We start from the raw sequence: 20,590 nt of genomic DNA, 5'->3' as shown, positions 1-20,590 counted from the left end.
TCGTGACTGCCCGGGGGCGGGCTCAGGGGTGGCGCGGGCACGGCGGGAGGAGGCCTCCACCGGCCGCGGTACGGACCGAAGCGGGGCTTGCGCCGTCCTACTTCCGGGCCGCGATGGCCGCGAGCAGCTGCTCGACGGCCGCGGTGGGCTCGGCGAGCAGCTCGCGACACGCCGCCTCGGCGCGGTCCGGGTCACCGCTCTCGATCGCGTCGACCAGCGCCTCGTGGGTCGCCACGGACGCCTCGGGCATCTCGTGGTCGCCGAAGGCGGAGGTCATCGCCTCGCGCACGGAGGCGCCGAAGTAGCGGTACACCTCGGCCAGGGCCGGGTTGTGCGCGGCCTCGACGACGGCGGTGTGGAACTCCAGGTCGTGCTCGACGGTCGCCTCGCGGGCGGCCCGCTCGGGGTGCTGGGCGAAGACCTCGGCCTCCCGGGCCAGCGCGGCCCGCATCCGCCGGACGTCCTCGGGGGTGTGCCGCAGCGCGGCCAGTCGGGCGCCCTCGGTCTCCAGCGCGGCCCGGACCTCCAGGACGTCCCGGATGCCGGAGCGCTGGACGCCGCGGAGCACCGCCGCCGGGTCGCTGGTGGACCGTACGAAGGTCCCCTCGCCCTGCCGGGAGACCAGCATCCCGGCGTGCACCAGCACCCGGATCGCCTCCCGCACGGTGTTCCGCCCGACCTGCAGCCGCTCGGCCAGCTCGTGCTCGGTGGGGATCTGCGTCCCCACCGGCCAGGTGCCGTCGGCCAGTTGATCGCGCAGCTGCTCGATCGTGGTGTCCACCAGGGATCGCCGCCCGGCCGCCTGCAGGCGGTTGCCGTCGCCGTTCATGCCGGGCCTCCCTTCGGGCACCACTCATCGGTCATCGGTCATCCTACAACCGATTGCCCGGTCATCCTACAACTGCCTCGGCAGGCCCTCATTCGGTGGACGGCGTCCCGTAGGCGACGACGGTGACCTTCAGGTCGGGGGCGCCGGCGGCGTTCGGCGGCCCGGCCGCCTCGATCCGGAAGTAGTAGGCGTTGTCGTCGTGGTCGCTGAAGCAGAGCCGCTTGCCGATCAGGTCGTCGACCGGCAGCGGTGTCATCGGCCACGTGTACAGCGCCTCCGGGGTGCGGGTGGCGCACTCGGCGAGGGTCCCGGGCGGGGAGTCGACCTCGCTCATGGTCCGTGTCATCACGCCCATGATCATGAGCATCGGCGCCCGGTCCGTGGCGCAGTCGGTGATCCGGTACTCCAGGCCCGGTCCGGGGCCGCTCTTCTCCTCGCCGCTGATCAGGGTGCGGTCGGAGCCCTTCCGGTACGACCACTGGGTGACGGAGTTCTGCACCGCCCGGAGCGTGGTGCCGGTGGAGACCGGGTCGCCGCCGTCCCCGGCCGGCCCGCAGGTCGGTGCGGGCAGGGTGAACTGCCGGGCGGGCTGCGGTCCCTGGGAGCCGGCCGACCCGGCGGTGGCCGGCGCCGAGGCGGCCGCGCCGTCGGCGTGCTTCGACGAGGTGCACCCCGCAGACAGCGCGGCGACCGCGACAGCGGCCGCAACGGCCTTGGCCCGTACGGAACTTGACGACAGCATGCGATCCCCCAAGCGGGGACTCCAGCGTCCCCGAACGATCTAGGACAGGGCCGGGAAGAGCCGTTCCAGGACGACCGCGACGCCGTCCTCGTCGTTGCCCGCGGTGACCTCGTCGGCGACCGCGAGCAGTTCCTCGTGCGCGCCGGCCATGGCCACGCCGTGCGCCGCCCAGCCGAACATCGGCACGTCGTTGGGCATGTCGCCGAAGGCGATGGTGTCGGCGGCGCGCACGCCGAGGCGGCGGGCCGCGACGGCCAGGCCGGTGGCCTTGGACAGCCCCAGCGGCAGCAGCTCGACCACGCCGGCCCCGGCCATCACCACGCCGACCAGGTCGCCGGCGACGCGGCGGGCGGCCTCGGCGAGGGCGTCGTCGGTCAGACCGGGGTGCTGGATGTAGAGCTTGCTGATCGGGGAGCCCAGCAGTTCGCCGCGTCCGACCCGGACGACCGGCAGGTCGGAGCCGATCAGCAGCTCGTAGCCCGGTCCGGCCAGCACCTGGCCGTCCAGGCCGTCCTGGTTGGCGGCGACGGCCAGCGGACCGGTCTCGGCCTCGATCTTCTCGATGGCGAGGGCGGCCAGCCGGCGGTCCAGGGTGAGCGAGGTGAGCAGCTTGTGCGCGCCGGCGTCGTAGACCTGGGCGCCCTGGCCGCAGACCGCTATCCCGGTGTAGCCGATCTCGTCGAAGACCGGGCGGGCCCAGACGGCCGAGCGGCCGGTCACGATGATGTGCAGCGCGCCCGCGCCGGTGGCCGTGGCCAGGGCGGCGCGGGTGCGCTCGGAGACGGTCTCCGCGCTGGTCAGCAGCGTGCCGTCGAGGTCGGTGGCGACCAGCCGGTAGGGCAGGTCGCCGCCGACGGGCCGTGCGGTGGAGGTCACTTGACCGGCTCGAGGACGGTCCGCCCGCCGAGGTAGGGCCGCAGCGCCTCGGGCACGACGACCGAGCCGTCGGCCTGCTGGTGGTTCTCCAGGATCGCCACGATGGTGCGCGGGACGGCGACCAGGGTGCCGTTCAGGGTGGCGAGCGGGCGGGTCTTGCCCTCCTCGCGCATCCGGATCGACAGCCGGCGGGCCTGGTACTCGGTGGTGTTGGAGGTCGAGGTGACCTCGCGGTACTTGCCCTGGGTCGGGATCCAGGCCTCGATGTCGAACTTGCGGACCGCCGAGGAGCCGAGGTCGCCGGAGGCGACGTCGATCACCCGGTAGGGCAGCTCCAGCGCGTTGAGGAAGTCCTTCTCCCACTGGAGCAGGCGGCGGTGCTCGTTCTCCGCGTCCTCGGGCGTGGTGAAGACGAACATCTCCACCTTCTCGAACTGGTGGACCCGGATGATCCCGCGGGTGTCCTTGCCGTAGGTGCCGGCCTCGCGGCGGAAGCAGGACGAGTAACCGGCGTAGCGCAGCGGCAGCTTGTCGGCCTCGATGATCTCGTCCATGTGGTACGCCGCCAGCGGGACCTCGCTGGTGCCGACCAGGTACTTGTCCTCCTCGGGGAGGTGGTACACGTTCTCGGCGGCCTGGCCGAGGAAGCCGGTGCCGTCCATGGCGGCCGGGCGGACCAGGGCCGGGGTGATCATCGGGATGAAGCCGGCCGCGGTGGCCTGGGCGATCGCCATGTTGACCAGGGCGAGCTCCAGCAGCGCGCCGGGACCGGTCAGGTAGTAGGAGCGGGCACCGGCGACCTTGGCGCCGCGCTCGGTGTCGATCGCGCCCAGCAGCTGGCCGAGCTCGACGTGGTCGCGGGGCTCGAAGCCCTCGGCGGCGAAGTCGCGCGGGGTGCCGATCTCCTCCAGGGTGACGAAGTCCTCCTCGCCGCCGACCGGGGCGGCCGGGTCGATGAGGTTCGCCAGGGAGCGGAGCAGGCGGTCCGCCTCCTCCTTGGCCGCGCTCTGCTCGGCGTCCGCGGCCTTGACCTCGGCGGCCAGTTCCTTGGTGCGCTGCAGCAGGGCGGTCTTCTCGTCGCCCTTGGCCTGGGCGACCTGCTTGCCGAGCACTCGCTGCTCGTTGCGCAGTTCGTCGAAGCGGCTGCCCGAGGACCGGCGCCGTTCGTCGGCGGAGAGGAGGGCGTCGACCACGTCGACGTCCTCGCCACGGACGCGCTGCGAGGCGCGCACTCGGTCAGGGTCCTCACGGAGCAGGCGAAGGTCAATCACAGGCCCAAGCGTACCGGGCGGGCGTTCCTCCACCAGTACCGGTTTTCCCTGGGGATAACTCGCCGCGTCCTGTGGATAACTCCGGCGGGGAACCGGCGGGGCCCGGGTCGGAGGCGGGTTATCCACAGGCGTGGCCCAGGGGCTGTGGATGAGCGGGAGTGATCCACGGCCGCCGGTCGGAACCAGGGAATTGAGGTTTCAAACCTCAATGAACCTTCTCGGGTGAGGGAATTGAAGCACTCGCACGGGTGATTTGCAGGCAAGCGGGTGACTCTGGTCCGATTAGTCATCTCTGCGACGCAAACCGATGGTCCGACCAGTTCTGCGCAATGGCTATACCGGTTTGTCGACTCATCCCCAGACCTGTGGATAACTTTCGGCTGTGGACAGCGGGGAGGCCTGTGGACAGCGGCCCCCGGACCCGGACGTTCCTGTGGATGACGGTGCGGTCACCCGCCGCACTTGATCGGCGCGGTCGATAACGGTCGGAAAAGGTCAGAAGGACGGAAAGTGGCGCTCAGATGTCCCCGCGCCCGTCGAGCGCGCGCGACAGCCAGTCCGCGGCCGCGGTGAAATCCTCGTCCGAAGTCCCCGGCCGACGGTGCTTGGAGGCCTGCCGGTCGGCGCGCGGATAGGAACCCAGGAACCGAACCTGCGGGCAGATCCGCTTGAGGCCCATCATCGCCTCGGCCACCCGCCGCTCGGACAGGTGCCCCTCGCAGTCGATCAGGAAGCAGTAGCTGCCCAGCCCCTCCCCGGTCGGCCGGGACTCGATCCGCATCAGGTTCACCCCGCGCACCGCGAACTCCTGCAGCAGCTCCAGCAGCGCACCCGGGTGGTCGTCCGGCAGCCAGACCACCATCGAGGTCTTGTCCGTCCCGGTCGGCGAGGAGACCCGGCCCGGGCGGCCGACCAGCACGAAGCGGGTGGTCGCGCTCTGGGCGTCGGCGATCTCCTTGACCAGCGGGTCCAGCCCGTAGATCGGCGCCGCGAACTCGCCCGCGAACGCCCCGTCGTACCGGCCCTCGGCGACCAGCCGGGCGCCGTCCGCGTTGGAGGCGGCGGACTCCCAGACCGCGTCCGGCAGGTTGGCGGCCAGCCACTTGCGCACCTGCGGCTGGGCCACCGGGTGGCTGGTCACCGTCTTGACCCCGGACAGCTCGGTGCCCGGCCGCACCAGCAGCGCGAAGGTGATCGGCAGCAGCACCTCGCGGTAGATCATCAGCGGTGCGCCGGCGGCCAGTTCGTCGTTGGTCGCGGTGACCGCGCCCTCGACCGAGTTCTCGATCGGCACGAACGCCCCGGCGGCCTCCCCGCCGCGCACCGCGTCCAGCGCCAGCGCCACCGAGGACAGCGGCACCAGCTCCCGGGTGGCCGCCTCGGGCAGCGTGTGCAGCGCCGCCTCGGTGAAGGTGCCGGCCGGGCCGAGGTAGGTGTAGCGGGTGGCCGACATGACGCCTCCGTGGGGAATGGGGTGCTGCATGAGCGGGGTGGTGCCGAAGCAGTCACCATAACGATTCCGCGGTCCCGGCCGGGGAGCGTTCCAGAAGCCGGGACCGCGGGGTCCGGAGCGTGCTATCCGAACCGTGCTGTCCGAACCGTGCCGTCCGAACCGTGCCTTGCGGCGCGGGTGGGGCTACCCCTCCAGCAGCTGCTGCCCGAGGTAGCCCCCGGCGGGCACCCCCGGCGGTACCGCGTACAGCCCGCTCGCCTCGTGCCGGAGGAAGCGGGACAGCCCGTCGCCCCGGGAGAGCTTGCGCTGCACCGGGGTGAAGCCCCGGCGGGGGTCGGCCTGGAAGGCGAGGAAGAGCAGACCGGCGTCCGGCGAGCCGTCCGGCAGCGCCCCGTCGTGGTACGAGAAGCCGCGCCGCAGCATCGCCGCCCCGCCGTTGCTCGCCGGGGCGGCCACCCGGACGTGCGCGTCGGCGGGGACCGCCACCCCGCCGTCCGGGCCCTGGGCGGCGAGGTCCACCGCGGTGCCCTCGCCCGAGCCGGCCGGTGCGCTCAGCGGCGAACCGTCCGACTTGCGCCGCCCGATCACCCGCTCCTGACGCTCCACCGGCAGCTCCTCCCAGTGGTCCAGCAGCATCCGGATCCGTCGGAACACCAGGTACGAGCCCCCGGCCAGCCAGGCCGGCTGGTCCCCGCCGGCGGTGCAGAACACCTTGGCGGCGAAGCCGTCCTCGCCCGGCTTGGGGTTGTTGGTGCCGTCGATCTGGCCCATCAGGTTGCGGCCGGTCATCGGGCGGGCGGTCGCGCCGGGGGTCCGGGCGAAGCCGGCCGACTGCCAGCGCGGCGTCGCCGTGCCGGCCGCCAGCTTCTGCAGGGTCCGCAGGGCGTGCACCGCGACCAGCGCGTCGTCGGCGCCGATCTGGACGAACAGGTCGCCGTCGCCGCGGGCCGGGTCCAGCGCGTCGCCGGTGAAGGCGGGCAGCGGTTCGAGCGCCGCCGGGCGGCGGTCGGTCAGCCCGGCCTTGTCGAAGAGCGTGGCGCCGAAGCCGACCGTGACGGTGAGCGAGCAGGGCCCGGCGTCCAGGGCGACCTGGTTGTCGAACTCCTCGGCCGGCTGCCCGGTGGTCAGCCGGTCGACCGCCTTGGTCCAGTGCTGCAGCAGGGTGCGCAGCCCGTCCCGGCCGGCCCCGTCGGCCAGGTCGAAGGCGGCCAACTGGACCCGGGCCTGCTGGGGTTCGAGGATGCCGGCCTGGTGCTCGGCCCGGAACGGCACCCGGCCGGTGCCGAGCGCGCCGGCCGCCCGGTCGTCCGCGGCCGTACGGTCGGACGGGTCGGACCGGTCGTAGGCGACCGCCCCGGCCACGCCCGCGCCGGCGCCGACCAGCAGTCCGGCGCCGGCCGTGCCGAGCAGCGCCCGCCGGGTGAAGCCGGCCGGGCCGGCGCCGTCGTCCTCCGCCGGACTGTTCTGCACTGCGCTCTCCGCCGTGCTGTTCTCCACTGAGCCGTTCTCCACTGCGCCGTTCTCCACTGCGCTGTTCTCCACCGCGCTCACCCGATCTTGAACTGCTGGGTCGGGGTGGTCTGGTCGATGTCCGAGGAGCGGATCTGCACCGAGACCACCCAGGTTCCGGCCAGCGGGAGTTGGGTGGTGCCGCTCCAGCGGCCGGTGCCCTCCGGGGTGAGCGCGACCGGCAGTGGGCCGAGGTCGCGGTCCGGCAGGGTGAAGGCGAGCTGCACCTCGGGGACGTCCACCGGCTTGCCGTCCGTACCGTCCAGCGCGAGCTTGACCTCGTTCGGGCCGGTCCGGGCCGGGTTGAGGGTGACGGTCGCGGTGCCCTTGGCGTTCGGCGTCCGGCCCTTGGTGTCGTACGGCAGCTTGAGCTCCACCGTGCGGTCCGGCTCGGTCTGCGGCGCGGCCGGGGCGGCGTTCCCGGCGCCGGTGCCACCGGCCGCCTTGATCTCGCCGGCCACCCGTCCGGGCGGGGAGTTGGTGAGCATCGTGGTGACCACCAGCACCGCCACCGCGACCAGCGCCTCGACCAGCACCGAGCGGCGCAGCCCGGCCCGGGTCGGGGTCAGCCCGCGCTCGCGGCCGGCGCTGCGCGTGGCGGCCAACTGCCGGTCCAACTGGGCCTGCCGGACCGGGTCCGCGCTCTGCGCGACGGCACCGACCGGCTCGGGCACCTCGGCCCGCTCGACCTCCGCCGCCTCGGTCGGGGCCGAGCGCAGCCGGGCCAGCCAGCTGCGGGACATCCAGGCGACGCCCAGCATCACGACCACGCAGCCGGTCTTCACCAGCAGGAGCTTCCCGTACTCGGTGTCGGTCAGCGCGCTCCAGCTGCCCAGGCCCCGCCAGGACTGGTAGACGCCGGTGACGACCAGGACGGCCACCGAGCCGAAGGCGATCCTGGAGAAGCGGTCGACCACCTCGGCGCCGACGCCCTCGCGCAGTGCGACCAGCAGCGAGGCCAGCCCGCCCAGCCAGAGCGCCATCGCGATCAGGTGCAGGATGCCGAACGGCAGCGCCAGCCAGACCTGGATGCCCACCGAGGCGTGGTCGGCGCCGACCCAGGTCGCGGAGAGCGCCACCGCCAGCAGCAGTCCGGCCACGCCCAGGCCGAGCCGGGCCTCGCGCTGCGGCCGCTCGACGGCCCGCTGCTCCAGCTCGCGCAGCTCGGCGGCCTCGGCGTCCTCGTCCTGGTGTTCCCCGTCCTGGTGCTTCGCGTCCTGGTGCTCCGCGGGGGCCGGGGCGACCGGCTTCGGCGGCTGGCCCAACTGCCCGACCAGCAGCGACAGGAAGATCCCGGCCGCCGCGAGCAGCAGCAGTCGGGCGGCCAGCGCGGTGCCGATCCGCTCGTCCAGGGTGCTGCGCACCAGCGACAGGTCGAGGGTCTGCCCGATGCCCGAGCCGCGCTCGTACGGGCCGCGCAGCAGCAGCACCGCGACGGTCGAGGCCAGCAGCGCCGTCCAGCCGGTCATCAGCAGCCGCTGCACCGGGCGCCGGGTGGCGCCGGCCGGCCAGCAGATCAGCACGAAGGCGGCGACCCCGGCGAGCAGGGCGAACGCCGCGTAGGCGACGGTGCGTCCGGTCCCGTACAGGGCGGCGACCAGGGTGTCGGCCTTGGCGCCCTGCAGCGCGGTGGTGGACACCGAGGTGTCCGAGGGGGCGCCGATGGAGAAGGTGAAGGCCCCGCCGACCGGGTGGGAGTCCTCGGAGACGGCCCGCCAGGCGACGGTGTACGTGCCGTTGGCGAGCCCGCTGTTCAGGCCGACCCGGGCGGTGTTGCCCTTGCCGTCGGCGTGCGCCGGGTTGCCGGTGTCCACGGGCTTGCCGGCCGGGTCGAGCACCCGGACCGAGTCACTGGACAGCGAGACGGTCTCGCTGAACGTCAGGGTCACCGCCGCCGGGGCGGTGGCGACCACCGAGTTCTGCGCCGGGTCGGTGGCGTCCAGGGTGGCGTGCGCGGCGGCCGGGCCGGCGCCGGCCAGCATCAGCGCGAGCAGCGCGCCGAGCGTCCCGAGGAGTCCGGCGATTCGGCGGCGGGTGATCCGGCGGGCGGCGCCGGTGGACACGGCACCGGTGGTGGACACGACACCGGCGGTGGACACGGCACCGGTGGTGCCGCGGTGCGGGAGTCTGCGGTGCGAGGCCTTCTCCATGCTGGCGGGTCCCCTAACTCTGGCCTGGGCGGTAGGTGAGCTCCTTGACCGGCACCTTGACGGAGATGGTGCCGGACTTGGCGAAGGTCAGGTCGAACTCCAGCTCGTCGCCCAGGGCGGGGGCCTTCTGCCATCCCATGATCATCAGATGGGTGCCGCCGCGGGCGAGCTGCAGCGCGCCGTGCGCGGGCACGTCCAGGCTGGTGACCTGTTCCATGGTCGACGCGGTGGAGCGGTGCATGGTGACCGACTCGGCGGCCGGGCTGGTCACCTTGACCAGCTCGTCGGCCCCGCCGTCGTTGCGGACGGTCAGGTAGCCGGCCCCCATCCCGCCGGCCGGGGGCAGCGGGATGTAGGAGTCGGCCACGCTCAGCCTGGCCGGCCCGCCGGCGTCCGCGCCGCCGCCCTGGCCGCCGCTCCCGCAGGCGGCGAGTATCGCGCCGCCGCCCAGCGCGGTGGCGACCACGGCGCCCAGCAGGGCCGAGCGGCGGAAGCGCCGGGCCCCCGTCGTCGCGGAGTTCACGCCGCGACCCCCTTGGCGAGCAGCGGCAGGTCGTGCTCGTAGGTCTTCTCCTCGGTGCCGCTCATGTAGAGCACGTGCGCCTTGTCGTCCGAGGGGAGGAAGGCCAGCACCTGGGCGCCGTGGGTGGAGGTGACCGTCCCGTCCGCGTTGACCACCGGGTCCTCGATCATGATGCCGAGCGACTTGGCGGCGGTCTTCACCTTCTCCAGGTCGCCGGTGAGGCCTATGAAGTCGGTGCCCATCGAGTCCAGCCAGCTGCGCAGCACCTTGGGGGTGTCGCGCTGGGGGTCGGTGGAGACGAAGACGACGTTGATCTTCTTCCGCTCCTCGGCGGGCAGCGCCTTCATCGCGACGCCGATGTCGCCCATGGTGGTCGGGCAGACGTCCGGGCAGCTGGTGTAGCCGAAGAACAGCAGGGTCGCCTTGCCGTCGGTCTGCTGCCGCAGGTCGTACGGCTGGCCGGAGGTGTCGGTCAGCTGGAGGTCCGGCTTCTCGAAGTTCTTCGCCAGCTTGGTGCCCTGGTACGGGGTGTCGTCCTTCTGCTGGACGACCTTGGCGGCGGAGGAGGAGCCGCCGCCGGAGGAGCCGCAGGCGGAGAGGGTCAGGGCGGCGGCCAGCGCGAGCGCGGCCGCGCCGGCCAGCCGGGTGGTGCGGGCGGTACGGGTGGTGCGGTGCATGGTGGATCCGATCGGGCGCGGTGGACCGCCGACGGGGCCACCGTGGTCGCGGTGGCCCCGTCGGCGCGGGGGTCAGGAGGCGGAGCCGCTGTTCCGGCGGCGCAGGCCGAGTACGCCGACGGCGGTGCCGATCACGCCGACCACGATGCCGATCACACCGAGGGTGCGGGCGGTGTCGTCGCTGGACTTGCCGTCGCCGGCCGCGGCGGCCGCGTGGTCGGAGCTGTCCCCGTGGGCACCGGCGGCCGGGGAGGCGGTGACGCCGTGGCCGTCACCGGCGGCGGCCTTGGTGAGCTTCAGGACCGGGGCCGGGTGGGCCGGCTCGGGCTGGCCGTCCTTGGACTCGTCGATCCAGCGGACCACGTCGCCGTTGTCGTAGGTCTGCAGCGCCTTGAACTCCATGCTGTCGGCGTCGGTCGGCAGCGGGCCGAGCGAGAGCCGGAACTCCTGGAACTGGCCGGGGGCGATCTTGGTGCCCGCGTCGGCGGTCCAGGTGATCTTGGAGACGGCCTCGGTGACGTCGCTGCCGTGCACCTTGATCGGCTTGTCCAGCTTGGACTTCTCGACCGCGGCGGACCAGCCCGGCAGGGGCAGGGTGCGGACCGAGGCCAGCGGGTGGTCCAGCGGCAGGTTGACCTCCAGCTTCACCGTGCTCGCGGTGTCGCTCTCGTTCGGCACCCGGAAGTCGACGGCGGTGTAGCCGCCCTGGGCGGCCGAGCCCGGGTTCACGGTCACGTGCGCGAAGGCGGGGCCGGCCAGCGCCACCACCGAGGCGGCGGCGGTCAGGGCGACGGCGGCGGTACGACGGGCGGTGAGAGTACGCATGAAAGGGGTCTCCGATCGGAGCTCGGCGGCCGCACCACCGGGCGGACCGGGCGACGGGGAATCCGTGCCGGGTGCCTCGGCGGGGCCGCGCGTGCGGATGTGGGGGGACGTGGGTGGGGCAGGAACCCGGGGCCGCCGTCGCCGTGGGCGGACGGGAACGGCCCGGACACCGCGCACGTCACCGGGTCGACCGGTACCGCTCGTCGGGTACGGGGGAACGCCGGGTCAGTACGCGAAGGCCCCGCACGGCGGCCCGCGCCGCACCACGCTGTGCCGCAGCACCGCACCCGCGGACAGCCGGCTCCCGCCGTCGCCCGCCCCGAACCGGCGGACCGGACCGGCCACGCCGAACAGACCGCGCAGCAGCGCGGCCACCAGCACCAGCGCCGACCGCAGCGGCGCCGCCCAGTGCTCCCGGGCCGCCGAGGCGGCCACCCGCACCAGCCGCCACAGCGCGGCCTCGCCGCGCCGCAGCCACCAGCCCGCCACCAGCGCGGCCGCCAGGTGCCCGGCCAGCATCGACGGCGTCATCCCCAGCACGCCGCCCTGCCACCAGGGCGCGCCGGCGTACGCGTGCGGGTCCAGGCCCGCCGAGGAGACCAGCTGCTCCGGCGAGGTGCCCCCGGGCAGGCCGACCAGCGTGCCGGGCCGGGCCTCGTTGCAGATCAGCCGGCCGGCCGCCTGCGGCATCGACATCGAGCCGTGCCGCATGCCGGAGCCGGTGAAGGCGCTGAAACCGTGGAAGAGGCAGTGCAGACCGAGCTGCCCCGCCCCCAGCGCCCCGGCGATGCCCGCCAGCGAACGCTCCCGTCCGCCGCACGCCACCGCGAACACCAGCACCCCGGCGAAACCCGTCGCCAGCGCGGCCGGCGGCACGTCGCCGCCACCCGCCAGGGCGTGCCCGGCGGCCGCTATCAGCGTGCAGACCAGCGCGAACGGGACCGCCCGGGCGAGCCGCAGGTCCCAGGCGGCAGCCCGGACCGGCCGAACCGGTGCAGGGGTGCCCTGGAACGGGGCGGCGGGGAGGGCAGTCATGGCCGGGCCATCATCTCATCGCGTACAGCGCCGACACGGGCAGGGTGGGAAATCCCTACGAATGCCCCGTTCGGCGGCGGCGTGCAGGAGGAGGAGCGCGCCGCTCGGCACAGACCCCGTCCCCAGTCCATCCGCCGAACGGGCGGTAGCCGCCCCCGGGCACGGTTCACCGCCGAATCGCCCGGAGATACCTAGTTGTATGTGGAGCCGCAGCCAGGAGGGACCTCCCGTGGACATCTGGTGGACTCTGCACCTCAAGCGCGACCCGGCCAGCGTCCCGCTGGCCCGGCGCATCCTGCTCGGTGCCATGGCGACCGCGGGCGTCGACCCGCAGATCGCCGACGACCTCGGCGTCGCCCTCACCGAGGCCTGCGCCAACGCCGTGGAACACGGCGCCACCGGCCGCCCCGACGAGGGCTTCCAGGTCACCGCCTCGATCAGCGGCGACCGCCTGCGGATCGAGGTCACCGACTCCGGCCCGGGCCTGCCCGGCCCCAGCGCCCCGCCCGCCCGGCGCCCGGCCACCCCGCTCCCGGCCGCCCGCCCCACCACGGCCGGCCGCGCGCCCCGCCGCTCCCGCCGGGCCCGCGCCACCGTCCCGGTCCGCGTGCTCAGCGCCCACCGCCCCCGCCGCGACGGCCACCCGTACGACACCCACGTCCTCCCCTGCCGGCCCCAGGCCCCCACCCTGCGCCCGGTCGACCTCGACACCCTGCCCGACCTCACCGCCGAATCCGGCCGGGGCCTCTTCCTCATCCACGCCCTCACCGACCACGTCCAGCTCCGCAACCACCCGCTCCGCGGGGCCATCGTCAGCTTCGACAAGATCCTCAAGTGGCAGGACGACGCCCTGCTCCGCGCGGCGTCGTAGCACTGGCACCCCTGACCTGCGTGGGTGGCCGCTGTCGAGGCCCGGGTCGCGGTGAGTACGAGGTGGAGATCAGGCTGCCAGGGCACACGTGGGGCAGATGCCCTCGGATTTCGACGCGGAGTGCCCCGCCCCTGCGCCAGGAAGCACCCTGTCGATCGCGGAGCGGGTCCGCGACCCGCTCGTCGGCATCAGGTGGGTGTACGTCCGGAGCGTGAAGCCCGGGGCGCTGTGGCCGAGCTAGGCCGCCAGCGCCTTCTCGCCCGGTACGTGGTGCTGCCGTCCTCGCACGCGCTGGACGCGGTGACGCGGTGGGTGGCGGCCACGCACGGACAGCCGGCATGGCAGCACGCGCCCCGGCTGGCGGTGGTCGGTCCAGCCAAGCGCTGCGGCAAGTCGCGACTGCTGGACGTCGTCACCGAGACGGTCCACGACCCGCTCATCACTGTGAACGCCAGCCTGCCCGCCGTCTTCCGCTCGATCACCGAGGACCCGCCGACCCTGCTGGTAGACGAGGCCGACACGCTGTTCGGCACGTCGAAGGCCGCCGAGCGGAACGAGGGAACTGCGCGGCGTGCTCAACGCCGGCCACCAGCGCAACCGCCCGGCGGTCCGCATGGTCGGCAACGGGCCGGACATGAAGCCGGGCAAGTTCCCGACCTTCGCGATGGCCGCCCTGGCCGGGCTCGGCGACCTCCCGGACACGATCATGGACCGCTCGGTGGTCGTCCGAATGCGGGCGTTGGAGGAGGCGCCGTGGGCGGAGAAAGTGCCACGACCCGGTCCCGCGGCCGGGCATCTGCCGCACCTGCGCGGGCCTCGGCGCGCGTCCGGTCGCGGTCGGAAGCGGTGCCCTCTCGACGGCTCGTGGCGCCGCGCGGACGTGTGCGGCCCTGCTGGCGGCCAGGGCAGCGGTACCGGGGCGTACCTGCGTGGCAGCGTCGGGTAGCAGCATGTGACGGACGGGGGCTTGTTACGATCTATGCCGCCAACTGGTCGGTTACCTGGGCAAAGATGATGCCTGCCATGCGAGTTGCATGGCATCCAGGATCTGGCCGTCCTCGGGCGGCTGTCACTTCCCGTCGTACGCGACCACCACCCCGCCCAGCGCGCGGGCCACCTGGTTCGCCAGCGAGTAGTCGCACAGATTGACCGTCCAGTTTCCCGCCGTCACCAGCGAGGCTGGCACGTCGGGGTGGGAGATCTCGGTGCTGATTGCCTTGTTTCGGGCCGCTTCGTCCGAGTGAAGCTGCAGCGTGGCGCAGTTGGGTGTCCGGCCGATCTTGGTGCCCGTCCGGCAGGTCAGCTGTCCAGATCCGCTCTCCTGTCGGTCGGTGCACCCGGCCGCCCCGTCGAGCGCCTCCGCCAGCTGCTGGACGGTGTCGAAGCGCGGTGAGGCGGGGATGGCGGGTAGCGAGTACGAGCGGACCGGGATCTCTTTCCCCGGCAGCACGACTCCGTCCAGGGCTTTCGCGATCTGCGGTGCGAATACCGGATTCCGCACATAGACATACCAGCTCCCGGCGGCGACGAGCGTCTGCCCCTCGCCACGCCGGTGGTCGACGGACGTGCCGATCTCCTCCCGAGTCACCGGTGGCCCGAAGACGCTGATCTCGTTCTCGAACGGGACACCGTTGATCGCCGCCGTGCAGTCGGCATCGGAACTCCCGTTCTGGCGCGTGTTGCTGACCGTGACCGAGCAGGGGATGCCGGCACGGCCGAGTGCGGAGACCAGCTCGCCGGCCGTGCCGTACGGAGAAGTCACGGGCACCTCGGAGGGCAGCGGTACTTGCGGCGGCGGGCCGCCGCCGCAAGCGGCCAGTGAGGCCAGAGCCGCCGCTGTCACCAACCCCCACCGGACTCGGCGCGAGAACCCGTTCACTTCGCCGGGGGAGTCGGCTGCGGACCCGGGCTCGGCGCCGGCACGGTCGGCGCGGGTTTCACGGGCGACTCGGGAGTCGGCGTCGGCGGGAACTGCGCCCGGTTCGGAGGCAACGGACCGGTCCCGTACGTGCTGGAGGAAACGTCGGCACCTGAGTAGAGCGGATTGAGGTCCACCTTGCGATCGTATGGGGTCTGTGCGGCGAGGGTGTCGAGTGCCTTCCGGCGCTCGCTCTCCGGCAGGCCGTTCCAGGCGTCCGCGTCCCTGAGCCCCTGCTGGAGCTGGTCCCAGTTGTCCGCCCGGGACTTGATCGCGGCTCCGCGCTGAGAACTGTCGTCACCGTACTTGGCGTTGGAGTCCCGCACCTGCTCCGTATCGGCCGCGTACAGCATGAACAGCTGCTTGTCGCTCGTCGCGCCGTGCGGATTCTTCTGGAGCTGCTTCATGTAGTACGCGCTGAGTCGCACGTCTTCGTTGGGGTTCTCCTCGATGTACTTGGCGAGTTGGGAGTCGGACAGTCCTCCCAGGCTGGGGAAGCTGCCGGGGAAGTCCTGGATGACACCGCGAGCGGTCGCCAGCTTCATATGCGTGATGCCCAGGGACTTGTCCGGTTTGAAGGTCTCCTCGCCCGCCCAGTTTGCCCGCCGCCCGGCCGCAGTGAGCGGGCCGTCCAGGTTGGGCTCGTAGTTCTGGTACCACTGCTGTTCCTGCCACATGATGGCGAGGATGAGGTCGAAGCTCATACCGGTCTCCGCCGAGGCCTTACGTGCGGCCTCGATCTGGGCTGGGGAGACGTTGATCCCGTGCAGGCCGGACGCGCCGCCTTGCAGGCGCAAGGCGACCGCGAGGGCGCTGTTGCCGTCTCCGCTCAGCAGGTCGCGTACGGCCTTCGGATCCTCGACGTTGACGAGGCCCGCGAGTGTTCGCAGTTCGTCGGCGGCGGCCGAGTCCGCGGCCGTGGCGGCCTGCAAAACCGAGGTGATCATCTCCTCGGTTTGCTTGATCGCGTCCTGGAGCGCAGCCGCGGCCTCCGGCGTTTGGGCGACCGGGTCCGTGTACACGGAGCCGTCCTGGTTGACCTTCAGTTGGTTGCGGCTTGCGTAGTCGAGCGCGCTGTGCAACGTGAGCCGGCTCGTCTCGATGGCTTTGGCGAGCCCGTCGTAGGTCCGGGCAATCGCGCGCATGGCCATCGCGGCGGCCTCGTAAGTCTCGGCGTGGCGTGCGAAGCGCGCGCGGGCGGAGTCGCCTGCGGGACTGCTCCACGCGCTGCCGAGCGTCCGGGCGACCTCGTCGCGGGCGACGGAGGCCACGTGCTCACAGTGCTTGGCCGTGTTCGCCGCATCGTCGCCGGCGTGCCGCCAGAGCTGGGCGTCTGCCCGGTTCAGGGCGTCGACGGTGAGCATCAGACCCCCTTCAGCCAGGTGGCGTCCTCCGTAAGGGAGCCGGCCACGGCCCTGTCCGTGGTGACGTAGCTGTTCGCGGAGGAGGCCAACGCCTTCGCCGCCGCTTCCACTTCGTCGGCCTCCCTGTGAAGCCGCTCCCGCCACGCCGTGACGCAGGCACTACTGGCCGTTGAGGCCTTCCACCCAGGGTGGCCGGCCCCTGCTGCGGAGGCGTCTTTCAGCAGCATGCCCTGACGGCTGTTCTCGGTGGCCACGTGCGCATCGGATGCCGCCCTGATGACAGAAGCGGCATCGATGCGTGTTTCGTACCCCATCCCGGCCCCTCCCCTGCACCGATCTTCGGCGTTTCCCCTGATTCCGTTCGGTGGAAACCTAGAAGTCGTAGGGGGCATCGTCGATTGATCTTCGTTACCTGCCATGCGAGCCCCAGGGGTCCGGTGCCAGCCGGTGATGGGGAGAGAGCGCGAAACGCCTGGAGCCACCTGATGTGGCATCAGAAGCTTTTGTCGTGCCGATCATGATGGGCGCCGGCCCCCCAGCGAGTCCGCGTACTGCGGGATCGAACCGCGCGAGTTGTCGCAGGTGTCACCAGGTAGGACGGTGACTGTGACCCGCAGGGCACATCCGGGGCACATGAGGGCCCAAAGTGCCGCTGACCAGTGCGAACTACTGAAGATAGTTTCGCCTGGTCGGTGGCACTTTTCCGGTCGAACCCGCAGACCACGGGCTTGCGGGGGTCAAAAGACCCCCAAGTGGCACGACGACGCGCTGCTGCGGGCGGCGTCGTAGCGGGGGCGGCGGTCGGTCGCTCGGCGGTCAGTCGGTGGTGGGGCGGCGGCGGGTGAGGAGGAGCAGGCCGGTGCCGAGGACGAGGGCGGTGGTGCCGGCGATGGCGAGGGGACGGGTGGCGGTGCCGGCGCCGGTGTCCGCGAGGTGGGCGGGGGCCGGGGTCGAGGTCGGGGAGTGGTCGGCGGAGGGGCCGAGGGTGCCGGTGTAGGTGGCGGTGAGCCGCGGGCAGGTGTACTTCCGCGCCGGGGCGGAGCCGCTGGGGAGGATCTCGGACCTGGCCGTGAAGGTGAGGCGGTGGGCACCGTGCGGGGCGCCGGGGGCGAGGCGCACCGTGAGGGTGAGCTTCTGGCCCTGGGGGAGCTGGTAGGTGCCGGCGTCGGCCGGGGTGCCGGTGGCGGTGAGGGGCTTCCAGGCGCCGGCTCCCGCGCGGAGTTCCAGGGGGAGACCGCTGCCGCCGTCGGCGAGGGCGACGGCGGCGGCGAACTGCTTGGCCGTCGCGGTGGTGTCGTTGGTGAAGGTGACGGCGAGTTCGCCCGAGGACCCCCTGCCGGTGACCGGCAGGGGGTCCTCGGTGGTGCCTTCGGGGCATTCGCTGCTGGGGCCGGTGGGGCTCGCGGTGCCCGTCGGGCCGGTGCCGGTCGGCGTGACCGAGGGGGTCGGGGTCGGCGACGGGGTCTCGGCGGCGCTCGTGGTGGCTGTCGCGCTCGGGGCGGCCGAAGGGCTCTCGGCGGCGAGTGCGGGGGCCGTGGCGAGGGCGACCGGACCGACGGTGAGCACGAGCAGGGTGCAGGCGGCGGGGAGACGGGCGGGACGCATCGGTGGACTCCAGCGGTCGGTCGGGGTGCGCTCTCCGGGGAAGACCACCGAGGGGCGCGAACGGTTGTCCGCGCCCCTGGGTTCATTTGGCGGAGGGTCAGCCGTGCGCGCCGGCCTTGCGGCGGCGCAGGACGAACAGGGTACCGGCGCCGGCCGCCAGCACCGCGGCACCGCCGAGGGCGATCGGCAGGGTGTTGGAGTCGGCGCCGGTCTCGGCCAGGTGCGGGCCGGCCGCGGGGGAGGTGGAGACGGCGGCCGGGACGGCGGTGCCGGTGGCCGGGGCGGTCGATCCGGCGTCGACCACCTTGAAGAGGTCGTCGACGCGGTAGTCGCCGGTGTACGACACGCAGCTGCCGTTGGTGGGGGCGCCCGGCAGGTTCTTGCCCTCGAAGAACTCGGAGGAACCGCTCAGCTGGGCGAAGTAGCGGGCGGTGACGGCCTTGTCGGTGGCCGCGAGGCGCACCTGGAGGGTGAGCTTCCCACCCTTGGCGATCTTGTACTCGCCGAGGTCCACCTTCAGGTAGGACATGTTCCCGGTGACGGTGCTCGCCTCGGGCGTCTTCCAGCCCCCGCCGGGCAGCTTCACCTGGATGGTGAAGGACTCCTTGCCCAGGTGACCGGGTTGATCACGGGCTCGGTCTCCGACACGTCGGTGAAGAAGAAGTAGGTGTCGAACTTCTTGAGGTCGACCGGGGTGGTGTTCTCGAAGGTCACCGTGGTCTCCTGCGCCGGGCCGCCCTTGACCAGGGTGGTGTTGGCGAGGCCGGTGCCGGTGACCTTGAGGGGCCGCAGGAGGGAGCCCTTGCAGGTGCCGTCGGTCGGGGTCGGGGTCGGGGCGGTGGGCAGGTTCGTCGGCTTGGCCGGGGTGGTCGGCGCCGGGGTGCCGGGGGCGGTGGTGCTCGGCGGGGTGGTGCTCGGGGTGGTGCTCGGCGCGGTGGCGGTCGGGCTCGGGCTCGGGCTCGGCGAGGAGGTGATTCCGACGGCGCTCGCGGTGGCGGCGCCGGCCGTGGCGCACAGGGTGAGGGCCGCCAGCGTGGAGGCGGCGAGAAGGCGGGAAGAGCGCACGGAAGAAGCTCCATATATGGGCGAAATGCGGGTGGTTTCAGGCGACTTGAGGCTTCGGCCAAGGCCGTCGGCGCTGGTTCGCCCGCGTACCTTACCGGGGTGGGGTGCCGGCGTCCGGACCGGGGGAGCGGGGCGTCCCGGCCTCCGGTTGCCGGGGTCCGGGGGCGGTCGGACGATGGGGGGCATGATGCACCAGATGCGAGCCGAGTTCGGCGCCGGCGGGGCGGCCGGCGGGGTGCGGCTGTGGCACGTGGTCCGGGGTGAGCAGAGCGTCGCGATGTGCGGCCGGGAGCTCGATCCCGGGGCGCCGGTACGGGAGGCGACGGACTGGGGACGGACCCCGGAGCTGTGCTGCCACACCTGCGGGGCGTACTTCCTGCGCGAGGCGCCGTACCTGTCGGCCGAGCACCAGTGAGCGGCCGGGCGCTACCGTGCTCGGCATGGAGGAACCTCTGGTCCGGCCCCGGTCGCTGACCGCGGAGGCCGCCGGGCTGCGCTCCGGCGCGCCCGGGCTGTCCGAGTACGTCGACCGGCTCTGCGCGCTGGTCGAGCGGGTGGACCCGCTGCTGCACGCCTTCGTCCCGGAGCCCGGTCGACACCGCCGATTGCGGGCGCGGGCGCGGGAGTTGACCGCACGGTACCCGGAGCCGACCGGGCGGCCGCCACTGTACGGGGTGGCGGTGGGGGTCAAGGACATCGTGCACGTGGACGGGCTGCCCACGCACGGCGGGTCGGCGCTGCCGCCGGGGGTGCTGGCGGGGCCGCAGGCCGCGGTGGTGGACCGGCTGCTGGCGGCCGGGGCGCTGGTCGCGGGCAAGACGGTAACCGCCGAGTTCGCCGCCAGCGCCCCGGGCCCGACCCGCAATCCGCACCGCCCCGGGCACACCCCGGGCGGCTCCAGCAGCGGTTCGGCGGCGGCGGTCGCGGCCGGGCTGGTGCCGCTGGCGATCGGCACCCAGACGGTCGGGTCGGTGATCCGGCCGGCCGCGTACTGCGGGGTAGTGGGGTTCCGGCCGACGTACGGGCGGATCCCGGTCGCGGGCGTGATCCCGAACGCGCCGAGCTTCGACACCCTGGGTGTGTTCACCGCCGACCTGGCGGGCGCGGCGCTGGCGGCTTCGCTGCTCTGCGACGACTGGCGGAGCGCCGGGGACGCGGGGGTCGATGGGGGCGGCGACGGTGCGGGGGCCGGGTCGGCGCCGGTGTGCGGGGTGCCGGACGGTCCGTACCTGGAGCGGGCCGAACCGGCCGCGCGACGCGCCTTCGAGGAGCAGCTGACGCGGCTGGAGCGGGCCGGGGTGACGGTGCGCCGGGTGCCGCTGTTCCCCGACTTCGCCGAGGTCACCCGGCAGTTGCAGACGATCAACCGGTTCGAGCTGGCCCGCAGCCACGCCGACTGGTTCGCCCGGTTCGGCGGCCTGTACCGGCCGGAGACGGTGGCGAGCATCCGGGTCGGCCAGGGGGTGGCGGCCGAGGACCGGGCCTCCGCGCTGCAGTTCCGGGAGCGGTTGCGCGAGCGGGTGGCCGCGGCGGCGGGCGCGGCCGGGGTGGACCTGTGGCTGGCGCCGTCCGCGACCGGCGGCGCGCCGGAGGGGCTGCACGGCACCGGGGACGCGGTGATGTCGCTGCCGTGGAGCTTCCTCGGCCTGCCCGCGCTGAGCCTGCCGGCCGGGCGGACCCCGGACGGGCTGCCGCTCGGTCTCCAGCTGGTCGGCGCGGCGGGCGAGGACGAGCGCCTGTTGGCCCGAGCGGCTTCGGTGGAACGGGTGTTGGCGAGGCCTTAGAAAGTGTTGGGTAAGTGATCAACTCCGTGGCGTGATGCATGCCGGTGATCTTCGCGGTCTGGGGACCCGCGAAGATCACCGGCATGTGTGTCT

Annotated in this window: 20 protein-coding genes and 2 pseudogenes; 4 read left to right on the top strand and 18 right to left on the bottom strand. The window is 73.2% G+C overall.

The window, feature by feature from the left end; genetic code table 11:
• Window positions 1–97: 97 nt before the first annotated feature.
• From ABTZ03_RS40345 to ABTZ03_RS40295, 11 genes are all read right to left on the bottom strand, one after another.
• Window positions 98–829, bottom strand: a complete 732-nt coding sequence (locus tag ABTZ03_RS40345) for a FadR/GntR family transcriptional regulator (RefSeq protein WP_350518213.1) — start codon at window positions 827–829, stop codon at window positions 98–100.
• A gap of 88 nt (window positions 830–917) precedes the next feature.
• On the bottom strand, window positions 918–1,571 hold the full coding sequence (locus tag ABTZ03_RS40340; protein WP_350518212.1) for a hypothetical protein: 654 nt from the start codon (window positions 1,569–1,571) through the stop codon (window positions 918–920).
• Window positions 1,572–1,610: 39 nt separating this feature from the next.
• Window positions 1,611–2,447: an HAD family hydrolase gene (locus ABTZ03_RS40335; protein WP_350518211.1), complete on the bottom strand. Its 837-nt coding sequence runs from the start codon at window positions 2,445–2,447 to the stop codon at window positions 1,611–1,613.
• Window positions 2,444–3,718 carry a serine--tRNA ligase gene (gene serS, locus ABTZ03_RS40330; protein ID WP_350518210.1) on the bottom strand — a complete coding sequence of 425 codons (1,275 nt, stop codon included), beginning with the start codon at window positions 3,716–3,718 and terminating at the stop codon, window positions 2,444–2,446. Before serS ends, ABTZ03_RS40335 begins: the two co-directional genes overlap by 4 nt.
• 517 nt (window positions 3,719–4,235) lie before the next feature.
• Window positions 4,236–5,171, bottom strand: coding sequence for a prephenate dehydratase (gene pheA, locus ABTZ03_RS40325; RefSeq protein ID WP_350518209.1), 936 nt, complete (start codon window positions 5,169–5,171; stop codon window positions 4,236–4,238).
• A 183-nt stretch (window positions 5,172–5,354) separates the two neighbouring features.
• Window positions 5,355–6,713, bottom strand: a complete 1,359-nt coding sequence (gene efeB / locus ABTZ03_RS40320) for an iron uptake transporter deferrochelatase/peroxidase subunit (protein ID WP_502894750.1) — start codon at window positions 6,711–6,713, stop codon at window positions 5,355–5,357.
• A 5-nt stretch (window positions 6,714–6,718) separates the two neighbouring features.
• Window positions 6,719–8,830 (bottom strand): copper resistance protein CopC, encoded by a 2,112-nt coding sequence (locus ABTZ03_RS40315; protein ID WP_350518208.1) that lies wholly within the window; start codon window positions 8,828–8,830, stop codon window positions 6,719–6,721.
• A gap of 13 nt (window positions 8,831–8,843) precedes the next feature.
• Window positions 8,844–9,353, bottom strand: a complete 510-nt coding sequence (locus tag ABTZ03_RS40310) for a copper chaperone PCu(A)C (protein ID WP_350518207.1) — start codon at window positions 9,351–9,353, stop codon at window positions 8,844–8,846.
• Window positions 9,350–10,030: an SCO family protein gene (locus ABTZ03_RS40305; protein WP_350518206.1), complete on the bottom strand. Its 681-nt coding sequence runs from the start codon at window positions 10,028–10,030 to the stop codon at window positions 9,350–9,352. The genes ABTZ03_RS40310 and ABTZ03_RS40305 overlap by 4 nt, the downstream gene beginning before the upstream one ends.
• 72 nt (window positions 10,031–10,102) lie before the next feature.
• Window positions 10,103–10,855, bottom strand: coding sequence for a YcnI family copper-binding membrane protein (locus ABTZ03_RS40300; protein WP_350518205.1), 753 nt, complete (start codon window positions 10,853–10,855; stop codon window positions 10,103–10,105).
• Between the two features lie 225 nt (window positions 10,856–11,080).
• Entirely contained in the window at window positions 11,081–11,890 is an 810-nt protein-coding gene (locus ABTZ03_RS40295; RefSeq protein WP_350518204.1) for a hypothetical protein, read from the bottom strand.
• A 229-nt stretch (window positions 11,891–12,119) separates the two neighbouring features.
• On the opposite strand from ABTZ03_RS40295, the gene ABTZ03_RS40290 reads away from it, so the two are divergent.
• Window positions 12,120–12,761: an ATP-binding protein gene (locus ABTZ03_RS40290; protein ID WP_350518203.1), complete on the top strand. Its 642-nt coding sequence runs from the start codon at window positions 12,120–12,122 to the stop codon at window positions 12,759–12,761.
• 69 nt (window positions 12,762–12,830) lie between these two features.
• Here the strand turns inward: ABTZ03_RS40290 and ABTZ03_RS40285 are convergent.
• A pseudogene (locus tag ABTZ03_RS40285) lies at window positions 12,831–12,998 on the bottom strand (site-specific integrase); the annotation flags it as partial.
• On the opposite strand from ABTZ03_RS40285, the pseudogene ABTZ03_RS40280 reads away from it, so the two are divergent.
• Window positions 12,990–13,497 (top strand): annotated as a pseudogene (locus ABTZ03_RS40280) (DUF3631 domain-containing protein); the annotation flags it as partial. The pseudogenes ABTZ03_RS40285 and ABTZ03_RS40280 sit on opposite strands and share 9 nt — an antisense overlap.
• A 333-nt stretch (window positions 13,498–13,830) precedes the next feature.
• On the opposite strand, the gene ABTZ03_RS40275 reads toward ABTZ03_RS40280, so the two are convergent.
• From ABTZ03_RS40275 to ABTZ03_RS40250, 6 genes are all read right to left on the bottom strand, one after another.
• Window positions 13,831–14,523: a hypothetical protein gene (locus ABTZ03_RS40275; protein ID WP_350518202.1), complete on the bottom strand. Its 693-nt coding sequence runs from the start codon at window positions 14,521–14,523 to the stop codon at window positions 13,831–13,833.
• Window positions 14,524–14,636: 113 nt separating this feature from the next.
• On the bottom strand, window positions 14,637–16,043 hold the full coding sequence (locus ABTZ03_RS40270; RefSeq protein WP_350518201.1) for a hypothetical protein: 1,407 nt from the start codon (window positions 16,041–16,043) through the stop codon (window positions 14,637–14,639).
• Window positions 16,043–16,357 carry a hypothetical protein gene (locus tag ABTZ03_RS40265; RefSeq protein ID WP_350518200.1) on the bottom strand — a complete coding sequence of 105 codons (315 nt, stop codon included), beginning with the start codon at window positions 16,355–16,357 and terminating at the stop codon, window positions 16,043–16,045. The genes ABTZ03_RS40270 and ABTZ03_RS40265 overlap by 1 nt, the downstream gene beginning before the upstream one ends.
• 502 nt (window positions 16,358–16,859) lie before the next feature.
• Window positions 16,860–17,648 carry an LPXTG cell wall anchor domain-containing protein gene (locus tag ABTZ03_RS40260; protein WP_350518199.1) on the bottom strand — a complete coding sequence of 263 codons (789 nt, stop codon included), beginning with the start codon at window positions 17,646–17,648 and terminating at the stop codon, window positions 16,860–16,862.
• Between the two features lie 97 nt (window positions 17,649–17,745).
• Window positions 17,746–18,234 (bottom strand): LAETG motif-containing sortase-dependent surface protein, encoded by a 489-nt coding sequence (locus ABTZ03_RS40255; protein ID WP_350518198.1) that lies wholly within the window; start codon window positions 18,232–18,234, stop codon window positions 17,746–17,748.
• Window positions 18,231–18,713, bottom strand: coding sequence for a hypothetical protein (locus ABTZ03_RS40250; RefSeq protein ID WP_350518197.1), 483 nt, complete (start codon window positions 18,711–18,713; stop codon window positions 18,231–18,233). The genes ABTZ03_RS40255 and ABTZ03_RS40250 overlap by 4 nt, the downstream gene beginning before the upstream one ends.
• 196 nt (window positions 18,714–18,909) lie before the next feature.
• On the opposite strand from ABTZ03_RS40250, the gene ABTZ03_RS40245 reads away from it, so the two are divergent.
• Both ABTZ03_RS40245 and ABTZ03_RS40240 read left to right on the top strand, forming a co-directional pair.
• Window positions 18,910–19,128: a hypothetical protein gene (locus ABTZ03_RS40245; protein ID WP_350518196.1), complete on the top strand. Its 219-nt coding sequence runs from the start codon at window positions 18,910–18,912 to the stop codon at window positions 19,126–19,128.
• A 25-nt stretch (window positions 19,129–19,153) separates the two neighbouring features.
• On the top strand, window positions 19,154–20,497 hold the full coding sequence (locus ABTZ03_RS40240) for an amidase (protein WP_350518195.1): 1,344 nt from the start codon (window positions 19,154–19,156) through the stop codon (window positions 20,495–20,497).
• Window positions 20,498–20,590: the final 93 nt, after the last annotated feature.

Origin of the sequence: Kitasatospora sp. NPDC096077, assembly GCF_040303245.1 — a bacterium.
GTDB lineage: Bacteria > Actinomycetota > Actinomycetes > Streptomycetales > Streptomycetaceae > Kitasatospora.
Note: the sequence above shows the minus strand (reverse complement) of the source record. Positions and strands in the feature narration are given on the sequence as shown.